The sequence below is a fragment of the Streptomyces sp. NPDC034084 genome (assembly GCF_055575535.1).
Window position 1 is genome coordinate 627253 of sequence record NZ_JBVISK010000004.1, and the last position, 25475, is coordinate 652727.

Consider the following 25475-nt stretch of genomic DNA (forward strand, 5'->3'; position numbering starts at 1 on the left):
GAGGGGTCACGCCACCCTGGCGACGACGTACCGGAAGACGTTCGGCATCCACACCGTCCCGTCCGCCCTGACGTACGGCGCGAGCGCCTCCTCGATCTCCTTCTCCACCTGCGAGAGGTCAGTCGCCAGGACCGCCTCGTCGAAGAGGCCCGTCGACAGCAGCCCGCGCACCGCGCTGCCCTCGTCCGCGTAGCCGAAGGGGCAGGCCACCCGGCCCCCGCCGACGGGCCGCAGCCCCGCCCCGGCCACCAGCGCGTCCAGGTCGGGCCCCTGAGCGGGCCCGCGGTCCGCGAGCCGGGCCGCGACCCGCAGCACCGGTTCCGTGGCACACCGCTCCGGCGGCCCCCACCCGGCGAGGACGACAGCCGCGCCCGATGGGGCCGTCCGGGTGAGAGTCCGGAGTTCGGGGAGGATCGCGTCCGTCGCGTGGAAGGCCGTGACCACGTCGTACGGGAGTGCCTCCGGAGGCTCCTCCGTCACCGTCACGCCCTCCGGCAGGCGCTCCCTGGCCAGCTCCACGCGCGCGTGGTCCCGGTCCGCGCCGGCCACCCGCGCGCCCCGGGCCGCGGCCATCAGGAGCGCCAGGCCCGAGCCGCAGCCCAGGCCGAGCAGCCGGGAACCCGCGCCCACGCCCAGGCGGTCGTACACCGCCTCGTAGAGCGGGACCAGCATCCGTTCCTGGATCTCGGCCCAGTCGCGCGCGGGGTGGTGCGGGACGAGCGTAGGTGTCATGGAAAAGCGCCCCAATCCGTGCTCGGACGACAGCCCCCCGTAGCCAGGGAACTGCGCATCCCCGGCCGCGTCCAGTGCTCGTACCGGACCGATTCACCCGGGGGAGGGGCGGTGCGCCGCCTTGCGCACGGACCCGGTAGGGTCTCCGCGAAGGTTCCGGCGATCCTGGGGGCGCGTACACCGTGCCCGTGCGCCGGGGCGTATGCGCCGGTACACGCCGGCTTGAGGGTCCCTGCGTGACTTCCTCCGCAGATCGGGGCACTGGCCCCGCGACGGGACACATCAACGGCAACTGACGGGTACGTGCAAAATATTTGGGTTGCCCCGGAATGGAACCCAGGGGCACTTCGGCTCGTTGTACGCGACGTGAGCACGACACCCCCTGTTCTCGCCGCAGAGCTGGCACAGGCGTGGGCCGACATTCAGCGGCACCACCCCGAGCTGCCCGATCTTGCCGCGCCCGAGTCCCTGATCGGAGAGTCCTCGTCCGCCTGCGGCGCCGAACTCTCCTTCGAGCGACTGCTCCATGAGGCAGTCCACGGCATCGCCGCCGCCCGAGGTGTCCGCGACACCTCCCGCGCCGGCCGCTACCACAACCGGAGATTCCTCGCGATCGCCGAGGAGATGGGCCTCGACCATCCCGAGGAGCCGCACGCCAGCAGCGGCTTCTCCCTGGTCACGCTCAACCCCGAGGCCAGGCGCCGCTACCGGCCCACGATCGAGCGGCTCCAGCGCGCCCTGAAGGCGCACACGGTCGCCACGGCCGCCGACACCAAGCGCTCCTTCCGCGGACCTGCCGCCCGGCACGGCTCCTCGGGCGGCGGCGTGCGCGTCAAGGCCGTCTGCGACTGCGGGCGGAACGTGCGCGTGGTGCCCTCCGTGCTGGCCCAGGCCCCGATCGTCTGCGGCGGCTGCGGCAAGCCCTTCCGCATCCCCGAGACAGTGGGCGCCGCCAACTGAGTCGGCGGCGTGTGGCACAATGGCTAGCTGTACTCGACAGTCGCACAGGACCCCTCTCTCCTCCGGCTGACGCGTCCATCGGGCATCCGAGTACCGCAACCCCACGTGGCATCTCAAGTGCCCAACCACGTCAAGACCAGGAGACACCACTCCAGTGGCAGTCAAGATCAAGCTCAAGCGCCTCGGCAAGATCCGCCAGCCGCACTACCGCATCGTCGTCGCCGACTCGCGCACCCGTCGTGACGGTCGCGCGATCGAGGAGATCGGCCTCTACCACCCGACGTACAACCCGTCGCGTATCGAGGTCGACTCCGAGCGTGCGCAGTACTGGCTGTCCGTCGGCGCCCAGCCGACCGAGCCGGTTCTCGCCATCCTGAAGCTCACGGGCGACTGGCAGAAGCACAAGGGCCTCCCGGCCCCCGAGAAGGCTCTGCTCGTCCCGGCCACCAAGGAGGCGAAGCGCGCCTCGTTCGACGAGTTCGCGAAGACCCTCGAGGCCGGCGACGACAAGGGTGAGGCCATCACCCCGAAGGCCAAGAAGGCCGACAAGAAGGCAGACGAGGCCGAGGCCGCGTCCACCGAGTCGACCGAGGCCTGATCATGCTCGAGGAGGCTCTCGAGCACCTCGTGAAGGGCATCGTCGACAACCCCGACGAGGTGCAGGTGGCCTCGCGCAACCTGCGCCGGGGCCGCGTGCTGGAGGTCCGGGTCCACCCCGACGACCTCGGCAAGGTGATCGGCCGCAACGGCCGCACCGCGCGCGCGCTGCGCACCGTCGTGGGCGCCATCGGCGGCCGTGGGATCCGGGTCGACCTCGTCGACGTGGACCAGGTCCGCTGAGCAGGCCGGCAGCATCACCTTAGTTGTGCCGGCACGGGCCGGGGAGGGCTGAAGAGCCCGCCCCGGCCCGTTGTCGTACGTACGAGCTGTGTGACAGGAGGAGTGTGGAGCAGTGCAGTTGGTAGTCGCGCGGATCGGCCGCGCCCACGGCATCAAGGGCGAGGTCACCGTCGAGGTGCGGACGGACGAGCCCGAGCTCAGGCTCGGCCCCGGTGCCGTACTGCTCACCGACCCGGCCTCCGCCGGGCCGCTGACCATCGAGACGGGCCGCGTCCACAGCGGCCGGCTGTTGCTTCGCTTCGAGGGCGTCCACGACCGGAACGCCGCCGAGGCCCTGCGCAACATCCTCCTCATCGCCGAGGTCGACCCCACGGAGATGCCCGAGGAGGAGGACGAGTACTACGACCACCAGCTGATCGACCTCGACGTCGTCCTCGCCGACGGCACCGAGATCGGCCGGATCACCGAGATCTCCCACCTGCCGTCCCAGGACCTCTTCATCGTCGAGCGGCCCGACGGCACCGAGCTGATGATCCCGTTCGTCGAGTCGATCGTCACCGAGATCGACCTGGAGGAGCAGCGGGCCGTCATCGATCCGCCGCCCGGCCTGATCGACGACCGCGCCGAGATCGTCTCCTCCCGGGACGACGGCGAGGAATCCCCCGACGGCTCCGGCGAGTCCTCGGGCGAGAAGTCCCGCGAGCCCTCCGGCGAGGAGACGGCATGAGGCTCGACGTCGTCACGATCTTCCCCGAGTACCTCGAACCGCTGAACGTCTCCCTCGTCGGCAAGGCACGCGCGCGCGGGCAGCTCGACGTCCACGTCCACCACCTGCGCGACTGGACCTACGACCGGCACAACACGGTCGACGACACCCCCTACGGCGGCGGCCCCGGCATGGTCATGAAGACCGAGCCCTGGGGCGACGCGCTCGACCAGACGCTCGCCGACGGCTACGAGGCCGGTGCGCACGGCCCGGTCCTCGTCGTCCCGACCCCCAGCGGCCGCCCCTTCACCCAGGAGCTGGCCGTCGAGCTCTCCGAGCGCCCCTGGCTGATCTTCACCCCCGCCCGCTACGAGGGCATCGACCGCCGCGTCATGGACGAGTACGCGACCCGCATGCCGGTCTACGAGGTCTCCATCGGCGACTACGTCCTCGCCGGCGGGGAGGCGGCCGTCCTCGTCGTCACCGAGGCCGTCGCCCGCCTGCTGCCCGGCGTCCTCGGCAACGCCGAGTCCCACCGGGACGACTCCTTCGCCCCCGGCGCCATGGCGAACCTCCTGGAGGGCCCCGTCTACACCAAGCCCCCCGAGTGGCGCGGCCGGGGCATCCCCGACGTCCTCCTCAGCGGGCACCACGGCAAGATCGCCCGCTGGCGGCGCGACGAGGCCTTCCGCCGTACCGTCGCCAACCGGCCCGACCTCATCGAGCGCTGCGACCCGGCCGCCTTCGACAAGAAGGACCGCGAGATCCTCTCCATGATGGGGTGGGCGCCCGAGCCCGGCGGCCGATTTTGGCGCAGGGCCGAGGGCGTGGAAGAATAGGCCGCTGTCGTCCGTCCGGCGCGCGCCCCTGCCACAGGGGGAAGACGCCGCCAGAAGCGGACGACGCTCCCAGTCATTCGAACGTACCGCTGATGACCTGTGGCATCAGCGAGGAAAGAGACCTCCATGGCCTCCCTGCTCGACCAGGTCAACGCGGGTTCGCTCCGCTCCGACCTCCCCGCCTTCCGTCCCGGCGACACCGTGAACGTCCACGTGCGCGTCATCGAGGGCAACCGCTCCCGTATCCAGCAGTTCAAGGGCGTCGTCATCCGCCGCCAGGGTTCGGGCGTCAGCGAGACCTTCACGGTCCGCAAGGTCTCGTTCTCCGTCGGCGTCGAGCGCACCTTCCCGGTGAACAGCCCGATCTTCGAGAAGATCGAGCTCGTGACCCGCGGTGACGTCCGTCGCGCCAAGCTCTACTACCTGCGTGAGCTGCGCGGCAAGGCCGCCAAGATCAAGGAGAAGCGCGACCGCTGAGCCCCGGCTCCCGGCACGCCCCACGCTTCCGACTCCCCGCACAGACAGGCCGGATAGGCTCTGCCAGCGATGGACACCGAAGCACAGCACACGGAGCGCGACCCCTCGTCCGACACGGATTCCGGCAAGGATTCCGGCACGGAGGAAGGGTCGCGCTCCGCGCGCGTTCCCGGGGGCTCACGGTGCGCCCCCTCCTGGCGGCGCACCGCCCTCGTGGGCGGCGCCTGCGTGGTCTTCCTGCTGCTCCTGAGCCACTTCGTCATCCAGCCGTTCCTGATCCCCAGCGGCTCCATGGAACCGACGCTCCAGGTCGGCGACCGGATTCTCGTGAACAAGCTGGCGTACCGTTTCGGCAGCGAGCCGGCCCGGGGTGACGTCGTCGTCTTCGACGGCACCGGTTCCTTCGTACGGGAAGTGCCCCGGGACGATCCGGTCACCGGGCTCCTGCACGACGGGGCGGCCGCCCTCGGTCTCGCCGAGCCCGACGAGACCGACTTCGTGAAGCGGGTCGTCGGAACCGGCGGCGACCGGGTCGTCTGCTGCGACAAGGACGGCCGGCTCACCGTCAACGGCGTTCCCGTCCAGGAGCGGTACGTGATGCTCGGCGACCGTCCCTCCAGCGTCCCCTTCGACATCGTCGTCCCGCCGGGCAGGCTCTGGGTCATGGGCGACCACCGGAGCCAGTCCAGCGACTCCCGCGACCACCTGGGCAGCCCCGGCGGCGGCATGGTCCCCGTCGACCGGGTGATCGGCCGTGCCGACTGGATCGCCTGGCCCTTCGGCCGCTGGTCCACCGTGCCCGGCACGGACGCCTTCGGCGCCGTACCCGGGCCTTCGGCCGGCGGACACGGAGGGGCGGGCCATGGGTAGCCGTGGCCGGCCGCGCGGGGGGCCCGCCCACGGCCCCGCCGCCGGACAGGGCGCGCCGCTGCCCGGACGGGCCGAGCGCCGCAGGCTCGCCCGCAGGGTCAGGCGGCGCAGGCAGCGCTCCGCGATCCGGGAGATCCCCGTCCTGATCACGGTGGCCGTGCTCATCGCGCTGGTCCTCAAGACCTTCCTGGTCCAGGCGTTCGTCATCCCCTCCGGCTCCATGGAGCAGACGATCCGCGTCGACGACCGGGTCCTCGTCGACAAGCTCACGCCCTGGTTCGGCTCCCGCCCGCAGCGCGGGGACGTCGTCGTCTTCAAGGACCCCGGCAACTGGCTCCAGCAGGAGGCCGCTCCGCCGGCCGACGACCCGGTCGGCGTCAAGCAGGCGAAGCAGGCCCTGACCTTCATCGGCCTGCTGCCCTCGGCCGACGACCGGGACCTCATCAAGCGGGTCGTCGCCGTCGGCGGCGACACCGTCCGCTGCTGCGGCGAGGACGGGCGGATCAGCGTCAACGGCGTGCCGCTGGACGAGCCGTACCTGCATCCCGGGAACCCGCCGTCGAAGATCCCCTTCGAGGTGAAGGTCCCCCAGGGCCGCATCTTCGTCATGGGCGACCACCGCTCGGACTCGGCCGACTCCCGTTTCCACCTCGACGAGAAGGGCCACGGCACCGTCTCCGAGGAGCAGGTCGTCGGACGTGCCGTGGTGATCGCCTGGCCCTTCGGGCACTGGCGCGGCCTGGAGGAGCGGGACACCTTCTCCGCCGTGCCGGACGCCCGTACCGGGTCCGCGACCGCGTCCGGTCCGTCGCATAGTGTGTCCCAGCGGAATCTGAACGGATTGCCCGGGCTCCCGACCCCTGCGGAACTTCTGCTCGTTATGGGAGTGGTGGGCCTGTCCCTGACCCGGGGCGGGCGTTCGCACGGACTGAGGAGTGGATGTGGGGGATTTGGCCGTCGGCGCACGATCCGGACACGATGAGCCCGACAGGAGGGCCGGCGGGGCCCTCGACGACGACACGACGGGTGACGACGTGACGGGTGACGGGCAGGCGCAGCCGCCGGGCGGCGGTACGCCGGGCGAGGACGGCGACGAAGCGGCGCGCGGCCCCGGCCGGGGCCAGAAGAAGCAGCGCTCCTTCTGGAAGGAACTGCCCCTCCTCGTCGGCATCGCCCTGGTGCTCGCCCTGCTGATCAAGACCTTCCTGGTGCAGGCGTTCTCGATCCCCTCGGAATCGATGATGAACACCCTCCAGAAGGGCGACCGCGTCCTCGTCGACAAGCTGACCCCCTGGTTCGGCTCCGAGCCCGAGCGCGGCGAGGTCGTCGTCTTCCACGACCCGGGCGGCTGGCTCGAGGGCCAGGAGACGCCCACGCCGAACGTCGTGCAGAAGTTCCTCAGCTTCATCGGCCTCATGCCGTCCGCCGAGGAGAAGGACCTCATCAAGCGCGTCATCGCCATCGGCGGCGACACCGTCTCCTGCAAGGAGGGCGGCAAGGTCGTCGTCAACGGCGTGGCGCTGGACGAGAGCGCGTACCTGGCGCCCGGCGCCGTGCCCTGCCAGGACTCCTTCGGCCCGATCAAGGTCCCCGAGGACCGGATCTGGGTCATGGGCGACAACCGCCAGAACTCCCTGGACTCCCGCTTCCACCAGCAGCTCCCCGGCGGCGGCACCGTCTCCGACGACGAGGTCGTGGGCCGCGCCGTCGTGGTCGCCTGGCCGGTCACCCGCTGGGCCACGCTCCCCGTGCCCGACATCTTCGACCAGCCCGCGCTCAACAAGGCCCTGGGCGCCGCCCCCCTCGGAGCGGCCGGGCTCGCGGGGGCGCTCCCGCTCGTGCTGTGGCGCCGGAAGAAGCAGGCCGCAGGGCATACCGCCGAGTAGCGAGCCGCGGGTAGGGTGCCGTCCCGGACCGTCGAACGACCTACGGTCCGCCGACAGACCTACGGGGTGCGCACATGAGCGGAACCATACGGACCAAGGACGGCCGCGGCCGCCTCGGCAGCGTGCTGTCGGGGCTGGCCGTGGCCGTCGGCTGTGTGCTCTTCCTCGGCGGATTCGTCTGGGGAGCCGTGCTCTACCAGCCGTACACCGTCCCCACCGACTCCATGACCCCCACCCTCGACGTCGGGTCCAAGATCCTCGCCCAGCGGATCGACGGCGAGGAGGTGCGGCGCGGTGACGTCGTCGTCTTCACCGATCCCCTCTGGGGCTCCTCGCCCATGGTCAAGCGCGTCGCCGCCGTCGGCGGCGACACCGTCGCCTGCTGCGACCGGGACGGGCGGCTCACCGTCGACGGCAAGCCCGTCGACGAGCCGTACCTGCGGCCCGGACCCGGCGGCAGGACGGTCGCCTCCGGCCAGGAGTTCTCCGTGACCGTCCCCCCGGGCAACCTCTTCCTGCTCGGCGACGACCGGCACACCTCGCTCGACTCCCGTACGCACATGGAGGAGGCGGGACAGGGCTCCGTGCCCCGCTCCGCGGTCGTCGGCAGGGTCGACGCCGTCGTCTGGCCCGCCAAGGGCCTCCTGGAGCCTCCCAAGGGCTTCGCCGGCCTCCCCGGCGGCATCTCGCGCCCGGGACCGTTCACCACGCTCCTCACGGCGGTCGCGGCCGGCACCGCGCTGATCCTCCTGGGATCCGCGTACGGGCCGGTGGCGGGCCGCCTGGGCCGCCACCGTTCCGACGGGCCGCGGCCGGGCGCGCGGGAGAAGGTGGGGGCATGACGGATACGGGGAGCTTGGGGGCCGCCCCGGGAACCGGGTCCGTGACACGGCGGGTCGCGCGGGTCGTCCTGTTGGACCCCGACGACCGCATCCTCCTCCTGCACGGCCACGAGCCCGACGACCCCGAGGACACCTGGTGGTTCACGCCGGGCGGCGGCGTGGAGGGCGACGAGACCCGCGAGGAGGCGGCGCTGCGCGAACTCGCGGAGGAGACCGGCATCACCGACGTCGACCTCGGTCCCGTGCTCTGGAAGCGGTACTGCTCCTTCCCCTTCGACGGGCGCCGCTGGGACCAGGACGAGTGGTACTACCTCGCCCGCACCCGCGGGACCGGGGCCGCGTCCCGGCCGCAGGCGCTCACGGACCTGGAGACCCGCAGCCTCGCGGGCCTGAGATGGTGGACCTCCGCCGAACTGTCGGCGGCCCGTGAGACGGTGTACCCGACCAGACTCGCCGAGCTGCTGCGCACGCTGCTCGACGAGGGACCTCCGCGTGCACCGGTGGTTCTCGCCCCGGAAATCGTTTAGGGGCGCGCACGACTGGCGCACAATGGGGGGACGCACGGCTGAAGGGGAACATGCCATGAGCGCCGAGGACCTCGAGAAGTACGAGACCGAGATGGAGCTGAAGCTCTACCGGGAGTACCGCGACGTCGTCGGGCTGTTCAAATACGTGATCGAGACCGAGCGGCGCTTCTACCTCACCAACGACTACGAGATGCAGGTGCACTCGGTGCAGGGCGAGGTCTTCTTCGAGGTCAGCATGGCCGATGCCTGGGTCTGGGACATGTACAGGCCTGCGAGGTTCGTGAAGCAGGTCCGCGTTCTGACCTTCAAGGACGTGAACATCGAGGAGCTCAACAAGAGCGACCTCGAACTCCCCGGCAGCTGAGGCCCTGCCCTCGCGCCGCACACGCCGAAACCACCCTCACGGGTGACCGGGTTGTCCACAGCCCCCTGGGCGTCCACAGCGCCCCACGCGGTCCGCCGCACTCCGTCACAGTCGGTGACGGAGGTGGTACCGCATGAACAGGACCCAAGCCCTCGGACGGTACGGGGAGGAGCTGGCGACCCGCCGGCTCACCGCGACCGGCATGCTCATCCTCGCCCGCAACTGGCGCTGCGGCCGGACCGGCGAGATCGACATCGTCGCCCGCGACGGCGACACCCTCGTCATCTGCGAGGTCAAGACCCGCCGCGACGGCGCCTACGAACACCCGATGGCCGCCGTCACACCCCGCAAGGCCGAGCGGCTCCGGCGCCTCGCCGCCTGCTGGCTCGACCGCAACGCCACCGACGCCCCCGCCGGGGGCGTCCGCATCGACCTCGTCGGCATCGTCCTCCCGCGCAAGGGCGCCCCCGTCCTCACCCACGCCCAGGGGGTGGCCTGAGATGGGATTCGCCCGCACCTGCTCCGTCGCCCTCGTCGGCGTCGAAGGCGTCGTCGTCGAGGTCCAGGCCGACCTCGAACAGGGCGTCGCCGCCTTCACCCTCGTCGGCCTCCCCGACAAGAGCCTCAGCGAGAGCCGCGACCGGGTCCGCGCCGCCGTCGTCAACTCCGGCGCCGAATGGCCCCAGAAGAAACTCACCGTCGGCCTCAGCCCGGCCTCCGTCCCGAAGGGCGGCAGCGGATTCGACCTCGCCGTAGCCGCGGCGGTACTCGGCGCGGCCGAGCGGATCGACCCGCGAGCCATCGCCGACCTCGTCCTCATCGGCGAACTCGGCCTCGACGGGCGCGTCCGGCCCGTCCGCGGCGTCCTGCCCGCCGTCCTCGCCGCCGCGGACGCCGGATACCGCCAGGTCGTCGTCCCCGAACAGACCGCGGGCGAGGCCTCGCTCGTTCCCGGCGTCTCCGTCCTCGGCGTCCGCACCCTCCGGCAGCTCATCGCCGTCCTCACCGACGAACCCGTCCCCGACGAGGAAGCCACCGAGGACGGCCGGCCCGACGCCATGCTCGCCGGACTCCTCGTCCCCGGCGCCGGCATCGGCAGCGGACTCACCGCCGACCCCGCCGAAGGTCCCGACCTCGCCGACGTCGCCGGGCAGCACCGAGCCCGCCTCGCCCTGGAGATCGCCGCCGCCGGCGGCCACCACGTGCTGCTCTCCGGCCCGCCCGGCGCGGGAAAGACCATGCTGGCCGAGCGACTCCCCGGCATCCTCCCGCCCCTCACCCGGCAGGAATCCCTGGAGGTCACCGCCGTCCACTCCGTCGCGGGAATCCTCCCGCCCGGCGAACCCCTCGTCCGCCGCGCCCCCTACTGCGCACCCCACCACTCCGCGACCATGCAGTCCCTCGTCGGCGGCGGAAACGGCCTCCCCAGGCCCGGCGCCGTCTCCCTGGCCCACCGGGGCGTCCTCTTCCTCGACGAAGCCCCCGAGTTCTCCGGCAAGGCACTCGACGCGCTCCGCCAGCCCCTCGAATCCGGACACGTCGTCATCGCCCGCGCCGCAGGCGTCGTCCGCCTCCCCGCCCGCTTCCTCCTCGCCCTCGCCGCCAACCCCTGCCCCTGCGGCCGGCACACCCTCTACGGCGCCGGCTGCGAATGCCCCGCCTCCGTCGTCCGCCGCTACCAGGCACGACTCTCCGGACCCCTGCTCGACCGCGTCGACCTCCGGGTGGAAGCCGAACCCGTCACCCGCGCCGACCTCCTCGGACAGGGCGGCCGCGGCGAGAGCACCGCCACCGTCGCCGCCCGCGTCCACGAAGCCCGCGCCCGGGCGGCCGCGCGCCTCGCCGACACGCCCTGGAGGGTGAACAGCGAGATCCCCGGACACGAGCTCCGCACCCGCTACCTCGCCGAACCCGGGGCCCTCGCCACCGCCGAACGCGACATGGAACGCGGACTGCTCACCGCCCGCGGCCTCGACCGCGTCCTCCGCGTCGCCTGGACCGTCGCCGACCTGACCGGACACGACCGGCCCGACAGCCAGGACATCGCCCTCGCCCTCGAACTGCGCACCGGCGTCGCCCGCGGCGTGCCCGTCGGAGCGGGGGAGTTCGCATGACCACCCCACCCCAGCCCCCTGCCCCCACCGAGGAGCACCTGGCCCGCGCGACCCTCAGCCGGGCCGTCGAGCCCGGCGACGAGCACGCCGGCCGATGGCTCCGCCGGTACGGCGCCACCGGCTTCGTCGACCGCCTCCTCCACACCGGGGACGACTCCCCCTTCCCCGGCACCGGAGCCAAACGCCTCGCCTCCTGGCGGCGACGCGCCACCGCCGCCCGCCCCGCGCACGACCTCGACACCGTCCACGGCCTCGGCGGCCGCTTCCTCGTCCCCGGCGACACCGAGTGGCCCCGTCAACTCGACGACCTCGGCGACGCCCGCCCCCTCGGCCTCTGGGTCCGCGGGCCGGCCGACCTGCGCACCTGGGCGCTGCGCTCCGTCGCCCTCGTCGGCGCCCGCGCCTGCACCCCGTACGGTGCCCACACCGCCGCCGACCTCGCCGCCGGCCTCAGCCGGCAGGGCTGGGTCGTCGTCTCCGGAGCCGCCTACGGCATCGACGGCGCCGCCCATCGGGGCGCCCTCGCCGCCGGAGGCGCCACCGTCGCCGTCCTCGCCTGCGGCGTCGACACCCCCTACCCCCGCGGCCACGACCGGCTCATCCGGCGCATCGCCGAACAGGGCCTCGTCGTCGGCGAGTTGCCCCCCGACAGTCACCCCACCCCCAGCCGCTTCATCCAGCGCAACCGCGTCATCGCCGCCCTCACCCGGGGGACGGTCGTCATCGAGGCCCAGCACCGCAGCGGTTCCCTCGTCACCGCCCGCGCCGCCGGGCGCCTCGGCCGCCACACCATGGGCGTCCCCGGCCCCGTCACCAGCGCACTCTCCGCCGGCGTCCATGAACTCCTGCGCGGTGACGCCACCCTCGTCACCGACGCCGACGAGATCGTCGAACTCGTCGGGGAGATCGGGCAGCTCGCCCCCGCGCGCCGAGGCCCCGTCCTGCCACGCGACCTCCTCGCCCACGCCACCGCGCACGTCCTCGAAGCCGTCCCCGCCCGCGGCCCCACACCCACCACCGTCATCGCCCGCCGCGCCGGAGCCACCCCCGACGACACCCTCGCCAAGCTGTACGAACTCCACTCGCTCGGCTTCGTCGAACGGCACGGGGAGGGCTGGCAGTTGACGAACACCGCGACAGAAGCGTCGAACGCGCGGCGAGGCGGTACTTGACCTGGGGCATTCGGGTGAAAAGGTGAACGCGATGACCAATCGAGTTCTCTCGGCCGCACCCGAGGGGCCGACACGCGCCACGGCCCGGGTTCGAAGATGTGGCCGAGGGCGTCCACCCGGAGCGGCGCGATCCGCCGATGTTCGCGCACCGCGACAGCGCACTCACGCTACGCTCACCAGAATTCCCACCGGGACACCCACACCGACGCACCCGACAGCAGAACGGCTCAAGGCAACGCATGCCCCAGCACACCTCCGGGTCTGACCGCGCTGCGGTGCCCCCAGCAGCCCGGGGCACCGTGCGACCGCCCGCACCGACCTCACTCGACGAGCTGTGGCGCTCGTACAAGGACACCGGCGACGAGCGGCTGCGGGAACAGCTGATCCTGCACTACTCGCCGCTCGTCAAGTACGTCGCCGGACGGGTCAGCGTGGGGCTGCCGTCCAACGTGGAACAGGCCGACTTCGTCTCCTCCGGGGTCTTCGGCCTCATCGACGCCATCGAGAAGTTCGACGTCGAGCGCGCGATCAAGTTCGAGACCTACGCCATCACCCGCATCCGCGGCGCCATGATCGACGAACTCCGCGCCCTGGACTGGATCCCGCGCTCCGTCCGCCAGAAGGCCCGCAACGTCGAGCGCGCCTACGCCACCCTCGAAGCCCAGCTCCGCCGGACCCCGTCCGAGAGCGAGGTCGCCGCCGAGATGGACATCACGCTGGAGGAACTGCACGCGGTCTTCAGCCAGTTGTCCCTGGCGAACGTGGTCGCCCTGGAGGAACTGCTGCACGTCGGCGGCGAGGGCGGCGACCGGCTCTCCCTCATGGACACCCTCGAGGACACCGCCGCCGACAACCCCGTCGAGGTCGCCGAGGACCGCGAACTGCGCCGGCTCCTCGCCCGCGCCATCAACACCCTCCCCGAGCGGGAGAAGACCGTCGTCACGCTCTACTACTACGAGGGCCTGACCCTCGCCGAGATCGGCCACGTCCTCGGCGTCACCGAGAGCCGCGTCAGCCAGATCCACACCAAGTCCGTCCTCCAGCTCCGCGCCAAGCTGGCCGACGTAGGACGCTGACCGCGCGCGGGCCGGTCGTACAGTGGAGCCGTGCCCAGGATTCGAGCGGCCTCGGTGGCCGAGCACCGGACGATGCAGCGCGGCGCCCTCCTGGACGCCGCGCGTTCCCTGCTGTCCGAGGGGGGTACGGAGGCGCTGACCTTCCCCGCCCTCGCCGAGCGCACGGGCCTGGCCCGCTCGTCGGTCTACGAGTACTTCCGGTCGCGCGCCGCCGTCGTCGAAGAGCTGTGCGCCGTCGACTTCCCCCTCTGGGCCGCCGAGGTCGAGGCCGCCATGGGCGCCGCCGGGACCCCGCGCGGCAAGGTCGAGGCCTATGTCCGCACGCAGCTGGACCTCGTCGGGGACCGGCGGCACCGGGCGGTCGTCGCCATCTCCGCGAGCGAACTGGACGACGGCGCCCGCGAGAAGATCCGCGCCGCCCACGGCGGTCTCGTCGCCATGATCGTCGAAGCCCTCGCCGCCCTGGGCCAGCCCCAGCCCCGCCTGGGCGCCATGCTCCTCCAGGGCGTCGTCGACGCCGCCGTCCGCCGCATCGAACTCGGCGCGGCGGAGGACCCCGCGGACATCGCCGAAGCGGCGGTCACCATGGCCCTCCACGGCGTCGCCGGCCCCCCGGCCTAGGGCCCCACGAGCGGGAGGAGCCGGGACGGGGACCGTCTCGTCAGGGCGAGGGGGTTCAGGTACTCGTCGCCCCGGAGCAGGCCCCAGTGCAGGCAGGACTCCGGGCAGTGAGCGCTGTCGGTGACCCGGGCGATCGGGGTGCCCGCCGCGACCCGGGTGCCGGCGGGCACCAGGGGAGTCACCGGGGTGAAGGTCGTGCGGAGCGGGGGAGCGCCCGTGTCCGGCAGGGTGAGGGTGACGGACCCGCGGCCGCCCACCGGGCCCGCGAAGGTGACCGTGCCTCCGGCCGGGGCCCCGACCGGGGTGCCCGGGGGCGCGGCGAGGTCGACACCGCGGTGACCGGCGGCGTACGGGCCGGGCGGGGGCTGCCAGCCGCGGAGGATCTCGGGTGGCGGCGGTCCCACGGGCCACAGCAGGCCGGGCGGCGGCCCCGCAGGCCACGACAGTCCGGGCCTCGGGACCGCGGGCAGCACCCTGTGCGGCGGCTCCGCGGGCAGCAGCCCGTGCGGCGGGCTCGCGGGCCACAGGAGGCCGATCATCAGGATCAAGGTCGTCAGGCGCATGGGGAGAGGCTCCCCGGGGCGCCCGCTTCCCAGTGCTCCCGGACGGCGACTGTGGACCACTCGCCGGTTGTGGACAGCTCCGTCACCCAGCGCTCCCGGGGTCCCGTACACTTCCTATGGCGACTCGGGTCACCGGGTCGACTTCGCACGCCCCGCCACCTGCTCTCCCAGGCGGGTGGCAGCGCCTTTCGGTCCCTCGTGGCACGGCGCGCCGGGGCGTCAGGAACATAACCGAGAAACTCAAGGAGATACGGCCATGGCCGTCGTCACGATGCGGGAGCTGCTGGAGAGCGGCGTCCACTTCGGTCACCAGACCCGTCGCTGGAACCCGAAGATGAAGCGCTTCATCTTCACCGAGCGCAACGGCATCTACATCATCGACCTGCTCCAGTCGCTGTCGTACATCGACCGCGCCTACGAGTTCGTCAAGGAGACCGTCGCGCACGGCGGCTCCATCATGTTCGTCGGTACGAAGAAGCAGGCCCAGGAGGCCATCGCCGAGCAGGCGACGCGTGTCGGCATGCCGTACGTCAACCAGCGTTGGCTCGGTGGCATGCTCACCAACTTCTCCACCGTCTACAAGCGTCTGCAGCGCCTCAAGGAGCTCGAGCAGATCGACTTCGAGGACGTCGCCGCCTCGGGTCTCACCAAGAAGGAGCTCCTGGTCCTCTCCCGCGAGAAGGCCAAGCTGGAGAAGACCCTCGGTGGTATCCGCGAGATGTCCAAGGTGCCCAGCGCCGTCTGGATCGTGGACACCAAGAAGGAGCACATCGCCGTCGGTGAGGCGCGCAAGCTCCACATCCCGGTCGTCGCGATCCTCGACACCAACTGCGACCCCGACGAGGTCGACTACAAGATCCCGGGCAACGACGACGCGATCCGCTCCGTCACCCTGCTCACCCGCGTGATCGCCGACGCCGTCGCCGAGGGCCTCATCGCCCGCTCCGGCGCCGCGACCGGCGACTCGAAGCCGGGCGAGAAGGCCGCCGGCGAGCCGCTCGCCGAGTGGGAGCGCGACCTGCTCGAGGGCGAGAAGAAGGCCGACGAGGCTGTCGAGGCCGAGACCTCCGCGGAGACCGAGAAGGTCGCCGACGCCGAGGCCACCGAGGCCACCGAGGTCGTCGCCGAGGCTCCGGCCGCGGACGCCGAGCAGGCCTGACCCTCCAGGACCTTCGGGTGACGACGGCGGGGGCCCACGAAGCCCCCGCCGTCCACCCGTGGACCCGCCCGATCTTTCAGACTTCGAGAGAGAAACAGACTCATGGCGAACTACACCGCCGCTGACGTCAAGAAGCTCCGCGAGCTCACCGGCGCCGGCATGATGGACTGCAAGAAGGCCCTGGACGAGGCCGACGGCAACGTCGACAAGGCCGTCGAGGCGCTCCGTATCAAGGGCCAGAAGGGTGTCGCCAAGCGCGAGGGCCGCTCTGCCGAGAACGGCGCCGTGGTCTCCCTCATCGCCGACGACAACACCTCCGGCGTCCTCGTCGAGCTGAAGTGCGAGACGGACTTCGTCGCCAAGGGTGACAAGTTCCAGGCCGTCGCCAACGAGCTGGCCAAGCACGTCGCCGCCACCGCCCCGGCCGACCTGGAGGCGCTGCTCGCCTCCGAGATCGAGGCCGGCAAGACCGTGCAGGCGTACGTCGACGAGGCCAACGCCAACCTCGGCGAGAAGATCGTCCTGGACCGCTTCGCGCAGTACGCCGACGGCTTCGTCTACGCGTACATGCACCGCACGATGCCGGACCTCCCGCCGCAGATCGGTGTCCTCGTCGAGTTCGACAAGGCCGACGCCGACGTCGCCAAGGGTGTCGCCCAGCACATCGCCGCCTTCGCGCCGAAGTACCTCACCAAGGAGGACGTCCCGGCCGAGGTCGTCGAGACCGAGCGCCGCGTCGCCGAGGAGACCACCCGCGCCGAGGGCAAGCCCGAGGCCGCGCTCCCGAAGATCGTCGAGGGCCGCGTCAACGGCTTCTTCAAGGACGCGACGCTGCTCGGCCAGCCGTACGCCCTTGACAACAAGAAGTCCGTCAAGCAGATCCTGGACGAGGCCGGTGTCACCCTGAAGCGCTTCACGCGCATCAAGGTCGGCATCTGAGTCCGTACGCGAACGCGACGGGCACCGGACCCCGGTAGGGTCTGAGGCAGTCGTCCGCGCACGCGCAGGACGACCGCAGATCTGACGAGGAGGCCATTGCCGTACGGGATACCGCGAGGACCCAGGGCAATGGCCTCCTTCGTATGTGCACGAGGAGATCTCCATGAACCAGGACGCCGTACAGGGCGACGACAACCACGGCAAAATCGCCGGACGCTACATGCTGAAGCTGTCCGGAGAAGCCTTCTCCGGCGGCACCGGCCTGGGCGTCGACCCCAACGTCGTGCACGCCATCGCGCGTGAGATCGCGGCCGTCGTCCGCGACGGCGCGGAGATCGCGGTGGTGATCGGCGGCGGCAACTTCTTCCGCGGCGCCGAACTCCAGCAGCGCGGCATGGACCGGGCCCGCTCCGACTACATGGGCATGCTCGGCACCGTGATGAACTGCCTCGCCCTCCAGGACTTCCTGGAGAAGGAGGGCATCGACTCCCGCGTCCAGACCGCCATCACCATGGGTCAGGTCGCCGAGCCGTACATCCCGCTGCGCGCCGTGCGTCACCTGGAGAAGGGCCGCGTGGTCATCTTCGGTGCGGGCATGGGCATGCCGTACTTCTCCACGGACACCACCGCCGCCCAGCGCGCCCTGGAGATCGACGCCCAGGCCCTGCTCATGGGCAAGAACGGTGTGGACGGCGTCTACGACTCCGACCCGAAGGCCAACCCCGACGCGGTCAAGTTCGACGCCCTCGAGTACGGCGAGGTGCTCTCCCGCGACCTCAAGGTCGCCGACGCCACCGCCATCACCCTGTGCCGGGACAACAACCTCCCGATCCTCGTCTTCGAACTGCTCACCGAGGGCAATATCGCTCGCGCGGTGAAGGGTGAGAAGATCGGCACGCTCGTGAGCGACCAGGGCACCCGGGCCTGACCCGAACCGGGGAACCGCCCCGCAAGGGGATGGACAGAGCCCTGCCGGTCGTACACCGTGCAGGACACAACGCGACGACACGCAGGAGCATGTGGTGATCGAAGAGACCCTCCTCGAGGCCGAGGAGAAGATGGAGAAGGCCGTCGTGGTCGCCAAGGAGGACTTCGCCGCGATCCGCACCGGCCGTGCGCACCCGGCGATGTTCAACAAGATCGTGGCCGACTACTACGGTGCCATCACCCCCATCAACCAGCTGGCCTCCTTCTCCGTCCCGGAGCCGCGCATGGCCGTGGTGACGCCGTTCGACAAGAGCGCCCTGCGCAACATCGAGCAGGCGATCCGGGACTCGGACCTCGGCGTCAACCCGAGCAACGACGGCAACATCATCCGGGTGGTGTTCCCCGAACTGACCGAGGAGCGCCGCCGGGAGTACATCAAGGTCGCCAAGGGCAAGGCCGAGGACTCGAAGATCTCGATCCGCTCGGTGCGCCGCAAGGCCAAGGAGACCATCGACAAGTTCGTCAAGGACGGCGAGGTCGGCGAGGACGAGGGCCGCCGCGCCGAGAAGGAGCTCGACGACACCACCGCGAAGTACGTCACGCAGGTGGACGAGCTGCTCAAGCACAAGGAAGCCGAGCTGCTCGAGGTCTGATGAACGACTCTTCCTGGGGGGCCCCGGCCGGTTCCGGCCGTGGGGGACCCGACCAGGGGCCTGCCCCGGCGGGTCCCGCATACGATCGGCAGCAGGCGGCGCAGACTCGCCCCATGCCCATCGTGCCCGACGTTCCCGCCGGCGGATTCCAGGACGGTCACGACCGGGGGGCCGCTCAGCCGAGCGGTCCCCTGTTCCGTGACGAGACGCCGCACGAGCACCCGCAGGAGCCCATGCCCAGCCACACCCCGCCTCCGCCGCCCGCGCCGTCGGCGCCACGGCAGAAGAAGAGCGCGGGGCGTGACCTGGGCGCGGCCATAGGGGTCGGGGTCGGACTCGGCGCCGTCATCTTCGCGTCGCTGTTCATCTGGAAGCCGGCGTTCGTCGGAGTGATCGCGGTCGCCGTGGTCGTCGGCCTCTGGGAGCTCACCTCCCGCCTCCAGGAGCGCAAGGCGATCAAGGCTCCGCTGGTGCCGCTCGCGGTCGGCGGCGCGGCGATGGTCGTCGCCGGCTACGTCCGGGGCCCCGAGGGCGCCTGGGTGGCGATGGCCCTGACGGCGCTCGCGGTGCTCGTCTGGCGCATGACGGAACCTCCCGAGGGCTATCTCAAGGACGTCACGGCGGGGGTCTTCGCCGCGTTCTACGTGCCGTTCCTGGCGACCTTCGTGGCGCTCCTGCTCACCGCGGACGACGGACCGCGGCGGGTGCTGACCTTCCTGATCCTGACCGTGGTCAGCGACACCGGGGCGTACGCGGTCGGCTGGCGCTTCGGCAAGCACAAGCTGGCCCCGCGGATCAGCCCCGGCAAGACCCGGGAGGGTCTGGTCGGCGCGGTGACGTTCGCGATGGCGGCGGGCGCGCTGTGCATGCAGTTCATGATCGACGACGGGATCTGGTGGCAGGGCCTGATCCTCGGCTTCGCGGTGGCGGTGAGCGCGACGCTCGGCGACCTCGGCGAGTCCATGATCAAGCGTGACCTGGGCATCAAGGACATGGGCACGCTGCTCCCGGGCCACGGCGGCATCATGGACCGCCTGGACTCCCTCCTGCCGACGGCGCCCGTGGTGTGGCTGCTGCTGGCACTGTTCGTGGGCAGCGGTTGAGCGGAGCCTCCGGTTCGCGAAAGGGCCCCTGGCCGACACCTCGAATGTCGGCCAGGGGCCCTTTCGCGCGGCGTCCGGCGGGTCAGCGGTCCGGGTTGATCCCGTTCGAGACCGACTTCACGCGGGCGACCTGGACCTTCGCCGCATGCTCCACGTCGCCGAGTTCGGCGTCGCTCGCGCTGAGATGCGCCACGACGGTGCCGATGCGCATGACGACGTCGAAGCTGTCGCCGTCCTGCGTCGCCTCGGTCTCGTCGGCGCCGGCGTCCACCGTCACCGGCTTCGCCGGGGCGCCGTACTCCGCGCTTCGCTCGCGCTCGCGCCCCGCCAGGTCCTTCGTCATCGTGGCCGCCTCCTCCGCCGTGCCGAAGGTGAAGAGGGTGAACTCCACCCGCGACCCGTCCGCGGAGCCCCGGGCCTCCATGTCCCTGTTCCCGACCGCCTGGACCCCGGCGCACGGCGTCTTCGTCATCTCCGGGCAGCCCTTGGCCGCATCGCCGCCCTGGACCACGACGAGTTCTCCGCCGACCATGACGTCGCCGATGCTGCCGTCGGACGGGAGCGCGCTGTAGAGGCCCGTGGCGTCCACCGAGGCGGGCGGGAAGTTCGGCTTCACGCCCTGGTCGTCGGCGGGCGCCGACGATCCACCGCCCTCCCCGGCAGACGACTCCGCCGCCGCGCCTCCCGTGGTCGGGCTGCTCTTCGACGCGCCTTTCGCCGGGACGCTCCCGTCCTTGCACCCGGTCAGTGCGAACGCCATCACCGCCGCGACGGCGGCCCCCCGTACCACAGCCTTCACTTCGGACTCCTCCGACGACCTGATCATGACCGGAAGCGGCCGGAGCATGATCGAATGCATTGACATGCACACCCAACCCCATGGGTCGTGGATCGGCCAATTCGGCGGGCGCGCCCTTCCCGGAATCCGTCTGCGACACTGGTAGCACCATGCCCAAGCCCGGAGAACTCACTTTCGTCGCCCCCCGCGGAGCCAAGAAGCCGCCGCGGCACCTCGCCGACCTCTCGCCCGCCGAGCGGAAGGAGGCCGTCGCCGCGATCGGCGAGAAGCCGTTCCGCGCCAAGCAGCTGTCCACGCACTACTTCGCGCGGTACGCGCACGACCCCGCCGAGTGGACCGACATCCCGGCCGGCTCGCGGGAGAAGCTGGCGGGGGAGCTGCTGCCCGACCTGATGTCGGTGGTGCGGCACATCTCGTGCGACGACGACACCACCCGTAAGACCCTGTGGCGGCTGCACGACGGCACGCTCGTGGAGTCGGTGCTCATGCGCTACCCGGACCGGGTGACCATGTGCATCTCCTCGCAGGCCGGCTGCGGGATGAACTGCCCGTTCTGCGCGACCGGGCAGGCGGGGCTCGACCGGAACCTGTCGACCGCCGAGATCGTCCACCAGATCGTGGACGGCATGCGGGCCCTGCGCGACGGCGAGGTCCCGGGCGGACCGGCCCGGCTGTCCAACATCGTGTTCATGGGCATGGGCGAGCCGCTCGCCAACTACAAGCGCGTGGTCGGCGCGATCCGCAGGCTGACCGACCCCGAGCCGGACGGCCTCGGCCTCTCGCAGCGCGGAATCACCGTCTCCACCGTCGGTCTCGTGCCGGCGATGCTGCGCTTCGCCGACGAGGGCTTCAAGTGCCGTCTCGCGGTCTCGCTGCACGCCCCGGACGACGAGCTGCGCGACACCCTGGTGCCGGTCAACACGCGCTGGAAGGTGCGGGAGGTCCTCGACGCCGCCTGGGAGTACGCGGAGAAGTCCGGGCGCCGGATCTCCATCGAGTACGCCCTCATCCGGGACATCAACGACCAGGCCTGGCGCGGTGACCTGCTCGGCCGGCTGCTCAAGGGCAAGCGGGTGCACGTCAACCTGATCCCGCTGAACCCGACGCCCGGTTCGAAGTGGACGGCGTCGCGCCCGGAGGACGAGAAGGCCTTCGTCGAAGCGATCGCCCGCCATGGTGTGCCGGTGACCGTGCGGGACACCCGTGGCCAGGAGATCGACGGTGCCTGTGGACAGCTCGCGGCCACCGAGCGCTGACCTTGTAGTCTGAGCTCGAACACATCTCCATATTCCGACAGGGGAGCGCCACAGCGCTGAGAGTGCGGTAACCGTAGACCGCAGACCCTCTGAACCTCGCCCAGGTCATTCTGGGTAGGAAGTTCGGTCGCAACTCAAGCTGTTGCGCCCTGCCCACCTCCGGTGGGCGGGGCCGCGTCTCTTCCTGGTCATACCCAGGAGGAAAACCAGTGAGCATCAAGAAGGCCGCCGCCGCCGCGCTCGTCGCGGCGCTCGGCGTCACCAGCCTCGCCGCCTGCGGCACCGACGACGTCCGGGGCGCGGCCGGCAAGACCGGCGGCCCCGCGCCGAAGACGGTGACGCTGGTGAGCCACGACTCGTTCAACGCCTCCAAGGAGGTGCTGGCGGCGTTCACCAAGGAGACCGGCTTCACGGTCAAGGTGCTGAAGAGCGGCGACGCCGGCGAGGCCGTCAACAAGGAGATCCTCACCAAGGGCTCCCCGCAGGGTGACGTCTTCTTCGGCGTCGACAACACCCTGCTCTCCCGCGCCCTCGACAACGGGATCTTCGTCCCGTACGAGGCGAAGGGTCTGGGCCGGGTCCCGGCCGCGTACCAGCTGGACGCCACGGAGCACCGGGTCACGCCCATCGACTCCGGCGACATCTGCGTCAACTACGACAAGAAGTACTTCGCCGACAAGAAGCTGGCGCCGCCGGTGACCTTCGACGACCTCGCGAAGCCCGCGTACAAGGACCTGCTCGTCGTCGAGAACCCCGAGCGCTCCTCCCCGGGCCTCGGATTCCTCCTCGGCACGGCCGCGCGGTACGGCGACGACGGCTGGCAGGACTACTGGAAGAAGCTCAGGGCCAACGGCGTGAAGACCGTCGACAGCTGGGAGCTCGCCTACAACCAGGAGTTCTCGGGCTCGGCCGGCGGCAAGCAGGCCAAGGGCGACCGGCCGCTGGTCGTGTCGTACGCCTCCAGCCCGCCCGTCGAGGTGCTGTACGCCGAGCCGCAGCCGAAGGTGGCGCCCACCGGAGTCTCCACCGGCACCTGCTTCCGGCAGACCGAGTTCGCGGGCCTGCTGAACGGCGCGAAGAACCCCGAGGGCGGCAAGGCGCTGATCGACTTCCTGATCTCCCGGCAGTTCCAGGAGGACATGCCGCTCCAGATGTTCGTCAACCCGGTGGCGAAGGACGCGGCCCTCCCGGAGCTGTTCACGAAGCACGGCGTGGTGATCGAGAAGCCGGAGACCATGGCGCCCCAGAAGATCGCCGAGAAGCGTGACCCGTGGATCCAGCAGTGGTCGTCGCTCGTCCTGAAGTAGGGCGGGACGTCCGGAGGAGCGCGACGCGGCTGGGGCTGATGGCCCTGCCCGTCGCGTTCTTCGGGGTCTTCTTCGCCTGGCCCGTCGTGTCCATCGTGGACCGGGGGCTCCGCCCCGACGGCGCCTGGCGGTTCGGCCGGATCGGCGAGACGCTGAGCCGGCCGGACATCCTCGACGTCCTCGGCTTCACGGGGTGGCAGGCGCTCGCCTCCACCGGGCTCACGCTGCTCCTCGCGCTGCCCGGCGCGTACGTCTTCGCCCGCTTCGACTTCCCCGGCAAGAGCGTGCTGCGGGCCGTCGTCACGGTGCCGTTCGTCCTGCCGACCGTCCTCGTCGGCACCGCCTTCCTGGCGCTCGTCGGCAGGGGCGGGCTCACCGACGAACTGTGGGGGCTGCGGCTCGACACCAGCGTGTGGGCGATCCTCCTCGCGCACGTCTTCTTCAACTACGCCGTGGTCGTGCGGACCGTCGGCGGCCTCTGGTCGCAGCTCGACCCGCGCCAGGAGGAGGCCGCCCGGGTCCTCGGCGCCTCCCGCTGGACCGCCTGGCGGACGGTGACCCTGCCCGCGCTCGTGCCGGCGGTGGCGGCGGCCGCCCTGATGGTCTTCCTCTTCACCTTCACCTCCTTCGGCGTCGTGCAGATCCTCGGCGGGGACGCGTACTCCACGCTGGAGGCCGAGATCTACCGGCAGACCGCCCGGCTGCTCGACCTGCCGACGGCGGCGGTCCTGACCCTCGTCCAGTTCGCGGCCGTCGGCGCGATCCTGGGCGTCCACGCCTGGACGGTACGGAGACGGGAGACGGCCCTGCGGCTCGTACCGCCGGAGTCGACCGCCCGCCGGCCGCGCGGCGCCGGACAGTGGGCGCTGCTCGCGGGCGTCCTCCTGTCCGTGGCGCTGCTCGTCCTGCTGCCGCTCGGTGTGCTCGTGGAACGTTCCTTCGCCGGACCGCACGGGTACGGGCTGGGCTACTACCGGGCGCTCGGCTCGCTCGACGAGTCCGGGACCTTCCTCGTCCCGCCGCTGGAGGCGATCGGGAACTCGCTGCGGTACGGGGTGGCCGCCACCGCCATCGCGGTGCTGGTCGGAGGACTCGCGGCGGCGGCGCTGACGAGGCGGGCCGGGCGTCTCGTGCGGGGCTTCGACGCGCTGCTCATGCTGCCGCTCGGGGTCTCCGCCGTCACCGTCGGCTTCGGCTTCCTCATCACCCTCGACGAGCCGCCGCTCGACCTGCGGGCCAGCTGGATCCTCGTACCGCTCGCGCAGGCCCTGGTCGGCGTCCCCTTCGTCGTACGGACGATGCTGCCGGTCCTCCGCGCGGTGGACGAGCGGCTGCGGGAGGCGGCGGCGGTGCTCGGCGCCTCGCCGTGGCGGGCCTGGCGGGAGGTGGACCTGCCGCTGGTGCGGCGCGCGCTGCTCATCGCCGCCGGGTTCGCCTTCGCGGTGTCCCTCGGCGAGTTCGGGGCGACCGTGTTCATCGCCCGGCCCGACAGTCCGACGCTCCCGGTGGCCGTGGCCCGGCTGCTCGGCCGGCCCGGCGAGCTCAACTACGGCCAGGCGATGGCCCTCTCGACGATTCTGATGGTGGTGTGCGCGGTGTCCCTGCTGCTGCTCGAACGGCTCCGCACCGACCGGACCTCCGGGGAGTTCTGATGCTGTCGATCGAGGACGCGACCGTACGGTTCGGGGCACGGGCCGTGCTCGACGCCGTAGGTATGGACGTCGCCGAGCACGAGATCGTGTGCGTGCTCGGCCCGAGCGGCAGCGGCAAGTCCACGCTGCTGCGGGCCGTCGCCGGGCTCCAGTCGCTCGACGGGGGCCGGGTCCTGCTCGGCGGCGCCGACCAGGCCGGAGTGCCGGTGCACCGGAGGGGCGTCGGCCTGATGTTCCAGGACCACCAGCTCTTCCCGCAGCGGGACGTCGGCGGCAACGTCGCGTTCGGCCTTCGCATGCGGGGCGCCGGAAAGGCCGAACAGGCGGAGCGGGTACGGGAGCTGCTCGACCTCGTCGGCCTCCCGGGAGCCGAGCGGCGGTCCGTCGGCGCGCTCTCCGGCGGCGAGCAGCAGCGGGTCGCGCTCGCCCGCGCCCTCGCGCCCCGGCCCCGGCTCCTGATGCTCGACGAGCCGCTCGGCCAGCTCGACCGTGGACTGCGGGAGCGGCTCGTCGTGGAGCTGCGGCAGCTCTTCGGGCGGCTGGGGACGACGGTCCTCGCCGTCACCCACGACCAGGGGGAGGCCTTCGCGCTCGCCGACCGGCTCGTGGTCATGCGGGACGGGCGGATCGCCCAGTCGGGGACGCCGGCCGAGGTGTGGCGGCGGCCCGCGTCGGAGTTCGTGGCGCGGTTCCTGGGCTTCGACAACGTGGTGGCGGCCCGGGTGACCGGCGGGGTGGCACAGACCGTGTGGGGGAGGATCCCGGTCCCTGACGGCTCCCCGGAGGGGGAGCGGCGGCTCCTCGTCCGGCCGGGCGGGGTGCGGCTCGTGGCGGACGGTCCGTTCTGGACGGTGGAGTCCCGGACCTTCCGGGGCAGCCATGTCGTCGTACGGCTCCGCCCAACCGAGGGGCCCTCCCTGGAGGCCGAGCTTCCGCTCCGGGAGGCGCCGGAGGAGGGCGCCGGGGTGGGCGTGGGGTTCCGCACGGAGGACGTGGTGGTCCTCGGGGACGACGCGCCGTAACGGATGCGATGAGTTTTCCCCGCCGGGGGAGTCTCCTGGTTGTTCGCCGTCTTCTTCGTCGACCACGCG

29 protein-coding genes are annotated in these 25475 nt (G+C 71.7%); 26 read left to right on the forward strand and 3 right to left on the reverse strand.

Annotated elements, in window-relative coordinates; all coding sequences use genetic code 11:
- Positions 1-6: 6 nt before the first annotated feature.
- Positions 7-732, reverse strand: a complete 726-nt coding sequence (locus tag ACZ51I_RS17970; RefSeq protein WP_468876641.1) for a methyltransferase domain-containing protein — start codon at positions 730-732, stop codon at positions 7-9.
- A gap of 366 nt (positions 733-1098) precedes the next feature.
- Between ACZ51I_RS17970 and ACZ51I_RS17975 the strand changes: the two genes are divergently transcribed.
- The 17 genes from ACZ51I_RS17975 (at position 1099) to ACZ51I_RS18055 (ending at position 14026) form a co-directional block, all read left to right on the forward strand.
- Positions 1099-1692 carry a hypothetical protein gene (locus ACZ51I_RS17975; RefSeq protein ID WP_030690647.1) on the forward strand — a complete coding sequence of 198 codons (594 nt, stop codon included), beginning with the start codon at positions 1099-1101 and terminating at the stop codon, positions 1690-1692.
- Between the two features lie 154 nt (positions 1693-1846).
- Positions 1847-2290, forward strand: a complete 444-nt coding sequence (rpsP, locus tag ACZ51I_RS17980; protein ID WP_467385382.1) for a 30S ribosomal protein S16 — start codon at positions 1847-1849, stop codon at positions 2288-2290.
- Between the two features lie 2 nt (positions 2291-2292).
- Positions 2293-2532 (forward strand): RNA-binding protein, encoded by a 240-nt coding sequence (locus tag ACZ51I_RS17985; RefSeq protein WP_020868149.1) that lies wholly within the window; start codon positions 2293-2295, stop codon positions 2530-2532.
- A 112-nt stretch (positions 2533-2644) separates the two neighbouring features.
- Positions 2645-3259, forward strand: a complete 615-nt coding sequence (gene rimM, locus ACZ51I_RS17990; RefSeq protein ID WP_468876643.1) for a ribosome maturation factor RimM — start codon at positions 2645-2647, stop codon at positions 3257-3259.
- A complete protein-coding gene (gene trmD / locus ACZ51I_RS17995; protein ID WP_468876645.1) occupies positions 3256-4077 on the forward strand; it encodes a tRNA (guanosine(37)-N1)-methyltransferase TrmD in 822 nt (273 codons plus the stop codon). The genes rimM and trmD overlap by 4 nt, the downstream gene beginning before the upstream one ends.
- 126 nt (positions 4078-4203) lie before the next feature.
- On the forward strand, positions 4204-4554 hold the full coding sequence (rplS, locus tag ACZ51I_RS18000) for a 50S ribosomal protein L19 (RefSeq protein ID WP_015036473.1): 351 nt from the start codon (positions 4204-4206) through the stop codon (positions 4552-4554).
- 69 nt (positions 4555-4623) lie between these two features.
- Positions 4624-5424, forward strand: a complete 801-nt coding sequence (gene lepB, locus ACZ51I_RS18005) for a signal peptidase I (RefSeq protein ID WP_468876648.1) — start codon at positions 4624-4626, stop codon at positions 5422-5424.
- A complete protein-coding gene (gene lepB, locus ACZ51I_RS18010) occupies positions 5417-6406 on the forward strand; it encodes a signal peptidase I (protein WP_468876649.1) in 990 nt (329 codons plus the stop codon). The genes lepB (ACZ51I_RS18005) and lepB (ACZ51I_RS18010) overlap by 8 nt, the downstream gene beginning before the upstream one ends.
- Positions 6375-7310, forward strand: coding sequence for a signal peptidase I (gene lepB, locus ACZ51I_RS18015; RefSeq protein ID WP_468876865.1), 936 nt, complete (start codon positions 6375-6377; stop codon positions 7308-7310). Before lepB (ACZ51I_RS18010) ends, lepB (ACZ51I_RS18015) begins: the two co-directional genes overlap by 32 nt.
- A 74-nt stretch (positions 7311-7384) precedes the next feature.
- Positions 7385-8152 carry a signal peptidase I gene (gene lepB, locus ACZ51I_RS18020; RefSeq protein ID WP_468876651.1) on the forward strand — a complete coding sequence of 256 codons (768 nt, stop codon included), beginning with the start codon at positions 7385-7387 and terminating at the stop codon, positions 8150-8152.
- A complete protein-coding gene (locus ACZ51I_RS18025) occupies positions 8149-8679 on the forward strand; it encodes an NUDIX hydrolase (protein WP_468876653.1) in 531 nt (176 codons plus the stop codon). The genes lepB (ACZ51I_RS18020) and ACZ51I_RS18025 overlap by 4 nt, the downstream gene beginning before the upstream one ends.
- 55 nt (positions 8680-8734) lie before the next feature.
- The gene (locus tag ACZ51I_RS18030; RefSeq protein ID WP_005311352.1) at positions 8735-9043 is read left to right on the forward strand and encodes a DUF2469 domain-containing protein; all 309 of its coding nucleotides are present in this window, start codon (positions 8735-8737) and stop codon (positions 9041-9043) included.
- A 133-nt stretch (positions 9044-9176) separates the two neighbouring features.
- Complete coding sequence (locus tag ACZ51I_RS18035) at positions 9177-9542, forward strand: YraN family protein (protein WP_468876655.1); 366 nt, start codon at positions 9177-9179, stop codon at positions 9540-9542.
- Position 9543: 1 nt separating this feature from the next.
- Positions 9544-11157, forward strand: a complete 1614-nt coding sequence (locus ACZ51I_RS18040) for a YifB family Mg chelatase-like AAA ATPase (RefSeq protein WP_468876657.1) — start codon at positions 9544-9546, stop codon at positions 11155-11157.
- Positions 11154-12329 carry a DNA-processing protein DprA gene (dprA, locus tag ACZ51I_RS18045; RefSeq protein WP_468876659.1) on the forward strand — a complete coding sequence of 392 codons (1176 nt, stop codon included), beginning with the start codon at positions 11154-11156 and terminating at the stop codon, positions 12327-12329. The genes ACZ51I_RS18040 and dprA overlap by 4 nt, the downstream gene beginning before the upstream one ends.
- Positions 12330-12568: 239 nt before the next feature.
- Positions 12569-13405, forward strand: coding sequence for an RNA polymerase sigma factor WhiG (whiG, locus tag ACZ51I_RS18050; RefSeq protein ID WP_030690634.1), 837 nt, complete (start codon positions 12569-12571; stop codon positions 13403-13405).
- 54 nt (positions 13406-13459) lie between these two features.
- The gene (locus ACZ51I_RS18055; protein WP_468876867.1) at positions 13460-14026 is read left to right on the forward strand and encodes a TetR/AcrR family transcriptional regulator; all 567 of its coding nucleotides are present in this window, start codon (positions 13460-13462) and stop codon (positions 14024-14026) included.
- Here the strand turns inward: ACZ51I_RS18055 and ACZ51I_RS18060 are convergent.
- Complete coding sequence (locus ACZ51I_RS18060) at positions 14023-14589, reverse strand: murein hydrolase activator EnvC family protein (RefSeq protein WP_468876661.1); 567 nt, start codon at positions 14587-14589, stop codon at positions 14023-14025. The genes ACZ51I_RS18055 and ACZ51I_RS18060 overlap by 4 nt on opposite strands.
- A gap of 256 nt (positions 14590-14845) precedes the next feature.
- Between ACZ51I_RS18060 and rpsB the strand changes: the two genes are divergently transcribed.
- The 5 genes from rpsB to ACZ51I_RS18085 all read left to right on the forward strand — a co-directional run bounded on the left by rpsB (position 14846) and on the right by ACZ51I_RS18085 (position 19370).
- A complete protein-coding gene (gene rpsB, locus ACZ51I_RS18065; RefSeq protein WP_468876663.1) occupies positions 14846-15748 on the forward strand; it encodes a 30S ribosomal protein S2 in 903 nt (300 codons plus the stop codon).
- Between the two features lie 102 nt (positions 15749-15850).
- Positions 15851-16687: a translation elongation factor Ts gene (gene tsf, locus ACZ51I_RS18070; RefSeq protein WP_468876665.1), complete on the forward strand. Its 837-nt coding sequence runs from the start codon at positions 15851-15853 to the stop codon at positions 16685-16687.
- Between the two features lie 163 nt (positions 16688-16850).
- On the forward strand, positions 16851-17615 hold the full coding sequence (gene pyrH, locus ACZ51I_RS18075; protein ID WP_468876667.1) for a UMP kinase: 765 nt from the start codon (positions 16851-16853) through the stop codon (positions 17613-17615).
- Between the two features lie 94 nt (positions 17616-17709).
- On the forward strand, positions 17710-18267 hold the full coding sequence (frr, locus tag ACZ51I_RS18080; RefSeq protein WP_367824263.1) for a ribosome recycling factor: 558 nt from the start codon (positions 17710-17712) through the stop codon (positions 18265-18267).
- Entirely contained in the window at positions 18267-19370 is a 1104-nt protein-coding gene (locus ACZ51I_RS18085; RefSeq protein WP_468876669.1) for a phosphatidate cytidylyltransferase, read from the forward strand. Before frr ends, ACZ51I_RS18085 begins: the two co-directional genes overlap by 1 nt.
- 82 nt (positions 19371-19452) lie before the next feature.
- Here ACZ51I_RS18085 and ACZ51I_RS18090 read toward each other — a convergent pair whose 3' ends face one another.
- Entirely contained in the window at positions 19453-20169 is a 717-nt protein-coding gene (locus ACZ51I_RS18090; RefSeq protein ID WP_468876671.1) for a hypothetical protein, read from the reverse strand.
- Between the two features lie 149 nt (positions 20170-20318).
- Here ACZ51I_RS18090 and rlmN point away from each other — a divergent pair, with 149 nt between their 5' ends.
- From rlmN to ACZ51I_RS18110, 4 genes are all read left to right on the forward strand, one after another.
- Complete coding sequence (rlmN, locus tag ACZ51I_RS18095; protein ID WP_468876673.1) at positions 20319-21425, forward strand: dual-specificity RNA methyltransferase RlmN; 1107 nt, start codon at positions 20319-20321, stop codon at positions 21423-21425.
- 209 nt (positions 21426-21634) lie between these two features.
- Positions 21635-22732 (forward strand): thiamine ABC transporter substrate-binding protein, encoded by a 1098-nt coding sequence (locus ACZ51I_RS18100; RefSeq protein WP_468876675.1) that lies wholly within the window; start codon positions 21635-21637, stop codon positions 22730-22732.
- Positions 22733-22770: 38 nt separating this feature from the next.
- The gene (locus ACZ51I_RS18105; RefSeq protein ID WP_468876676.1) at positions 22771-24384 is read left to right on the forward strand and encodes an ABC transporter permease; all 1614 of its coding nucleotides are present in this window, start codon (positions 22771-22773) and stop codon (positions 24382-24384) included.
- On the forward strand, positions 24384-25406 hold the full coding sequence (locus ACZ51I_RS18110; RefSeq protein WP_468876678.1) for an ABC transporter ATP-binding protein: 1023 nt from the start codon (positions 24384-24386) through the stop codon (positions 25404-25406). Before ACZ51I_RS18105 ends, ACZ51I_RS18110 begins: the two co-directional genes overlap by 1 nt.
- Positions 25407-25475 lie beyond the last annotated feature (69 nt).

What these genes read in the sequence shown, in the direction of transcription:
- ACZ51I_RS18085 (WP_468876669.1), top strand. Translation starts at nt 18,267, where the DNA reads ATGAACGACTCTTCCTGGGGGGCCCCGGCCGGTTCCGGCCGTGGGGGA.
- ACZ51I_RS18105 (WP_468876676.1), top strand. Translation starts at nt 22,771, where the DNA reads ATGGCCCTGCCCGTCGCGTTCTTCGGGGTCTTCTTCGCCTGGCCCGTC.
- lepB (WP_468876648.1), top strand. Translation starts at nt 4,624, where the DNA reads ATGGACACCGAAGCACAGCACACGGAGCGCGACCCCTCGTCCGACACG.
- whiG (WP_030690634.1), top strand. Translation starts at nt 12,569, where the DNA reads ATGCCCCAGCACACCTCCGGGTCTGACCGCGCTGCGGTGCCCCCAGCA.
- ACZ51I_RS17970 (WP_468876641.1), bottom strand. Translation starts at nt 732, where the DNA reads ATGACACCTACGCTCGTCCCGCACCACCCCGCGCGCGACTGGGCCGAG.
- rpsB (WP_468876663.1), top strand. Translation starts at nt 14,846, where the DNA reads ATGGCCGTCGTCACGATGCGGGAGCTGCTGGAGAGCGGCGTCCACTTC.
- ACZ51I_RS18040 (WP_468876657.1), top strand. Translation starts at nt 9,544, where the DNA reads ATGGGATTCGCCCGCACCTGCTCCGTCGCCCTCGTCGGCGTCGAAGGC.
- tsf (WP_468876665.1), top strand. Translation starts at nt 15,851, where the DNA reads ATGGCGAACTACACCGCCGCTGACGTCAAGAAGCTCCGCGAGCTCACC.
- ACZ51I_RS18110 (WP_468876678.1), top strand. Translation starts at nt 24,384, where the DNA reads ATGCTGTCGATCGAGGACGCGACCGTACGGTTCGGGGCACGGGCCGTG.
- ACZ51I_RS18025 (WP_468876653.1), top strand. Translation starts at nt 8,149, where the DNA reads ATGACGGATACGGGGAGCTTGGGGGCCGCCCCGGGAACCGGGTCCGTG.
- ACZ51I_RS18060 (WP_468876661.1), bottom strand. Translation starts at nt 14,589, where the DNA reads ATGCGCCTGACGACCTTGATCCTGATGATCGGCCTCCTGTGGCCCGCG.
- ACZ51I_RS17985 (WP_020868149.1), top strand. Translation starts at nt 2,293, where the DNA reads ATGCTCGAGGAGGCTCTCGAGCACCTCGTGAAGGGCATCGTCGACAAC.
- trmD (WP_468876645.1), top strand. Translation starts at nt 3,256, where the DNA reads ATGAGGCTCGACGTCGTCACGATCTTCCCCGAGTACCTCGAACCGCTG.
- lepB (WP_468876649.1), top strand. Translation starts at nt 5,417, where the DNA reads ATGGGTAGCCGTGGCCGGCCGCGCGGGGGGCCCGCCCACGGCCCCGCC.
- dprA (WP_468876659.1), top strand. Translation starts at nt 11,154, where the DNA reads ATGACCACCCCACCCCAGCCCCCTGCCCCCACCGAGGAGCACCTGGCC.
- rlmN (WP_468876673.1), top strand. Translation starts at nt 20,319, where the DNA reads ATGCCCAAGCCCGGAGAACTCACTTTCGTCGCCCCCCGCGGAGCCAAG.
- rplS (WP_015036473.1), top strand. Translation starts at nt 4,204, where the DNA reads ATGGCCTCCCTGCTCGACCAGGTCAACGCGGGTTCGCTCCGCTCCGAC.
- pyrH (WP_468876667.1), top strand. Translation starts at nt 16,851, where the DNA reads ATGAACCAGGACGCCGTACAGGGCGACGACAACCACGGCAAAATCGCC.
- lepB (WP_468876651.1), top strand. Translation starts at nt 7,385, where the DNA reads ATGAGCGGAACCATACGGACCAAGGACGGCCGCGGCCGCCTCGGCAGC.
- ACZ51I_RS18030 (WP_005311352.1), top strand. Translation starts at nt 8,735, where the DNA reads ATGAGCGCCGAGGACCTCGAGAAGTACGAGACCGAGATGGAGCTGAAG.
- ACZ51I_RS18035 (WP_468876655.1), top strand. Translation starts at nt 9,177, where the DNA reads ATGAACAGGACCCAAGCCCTCGGACGGTACGGGGAGGAGCTGGCGACC.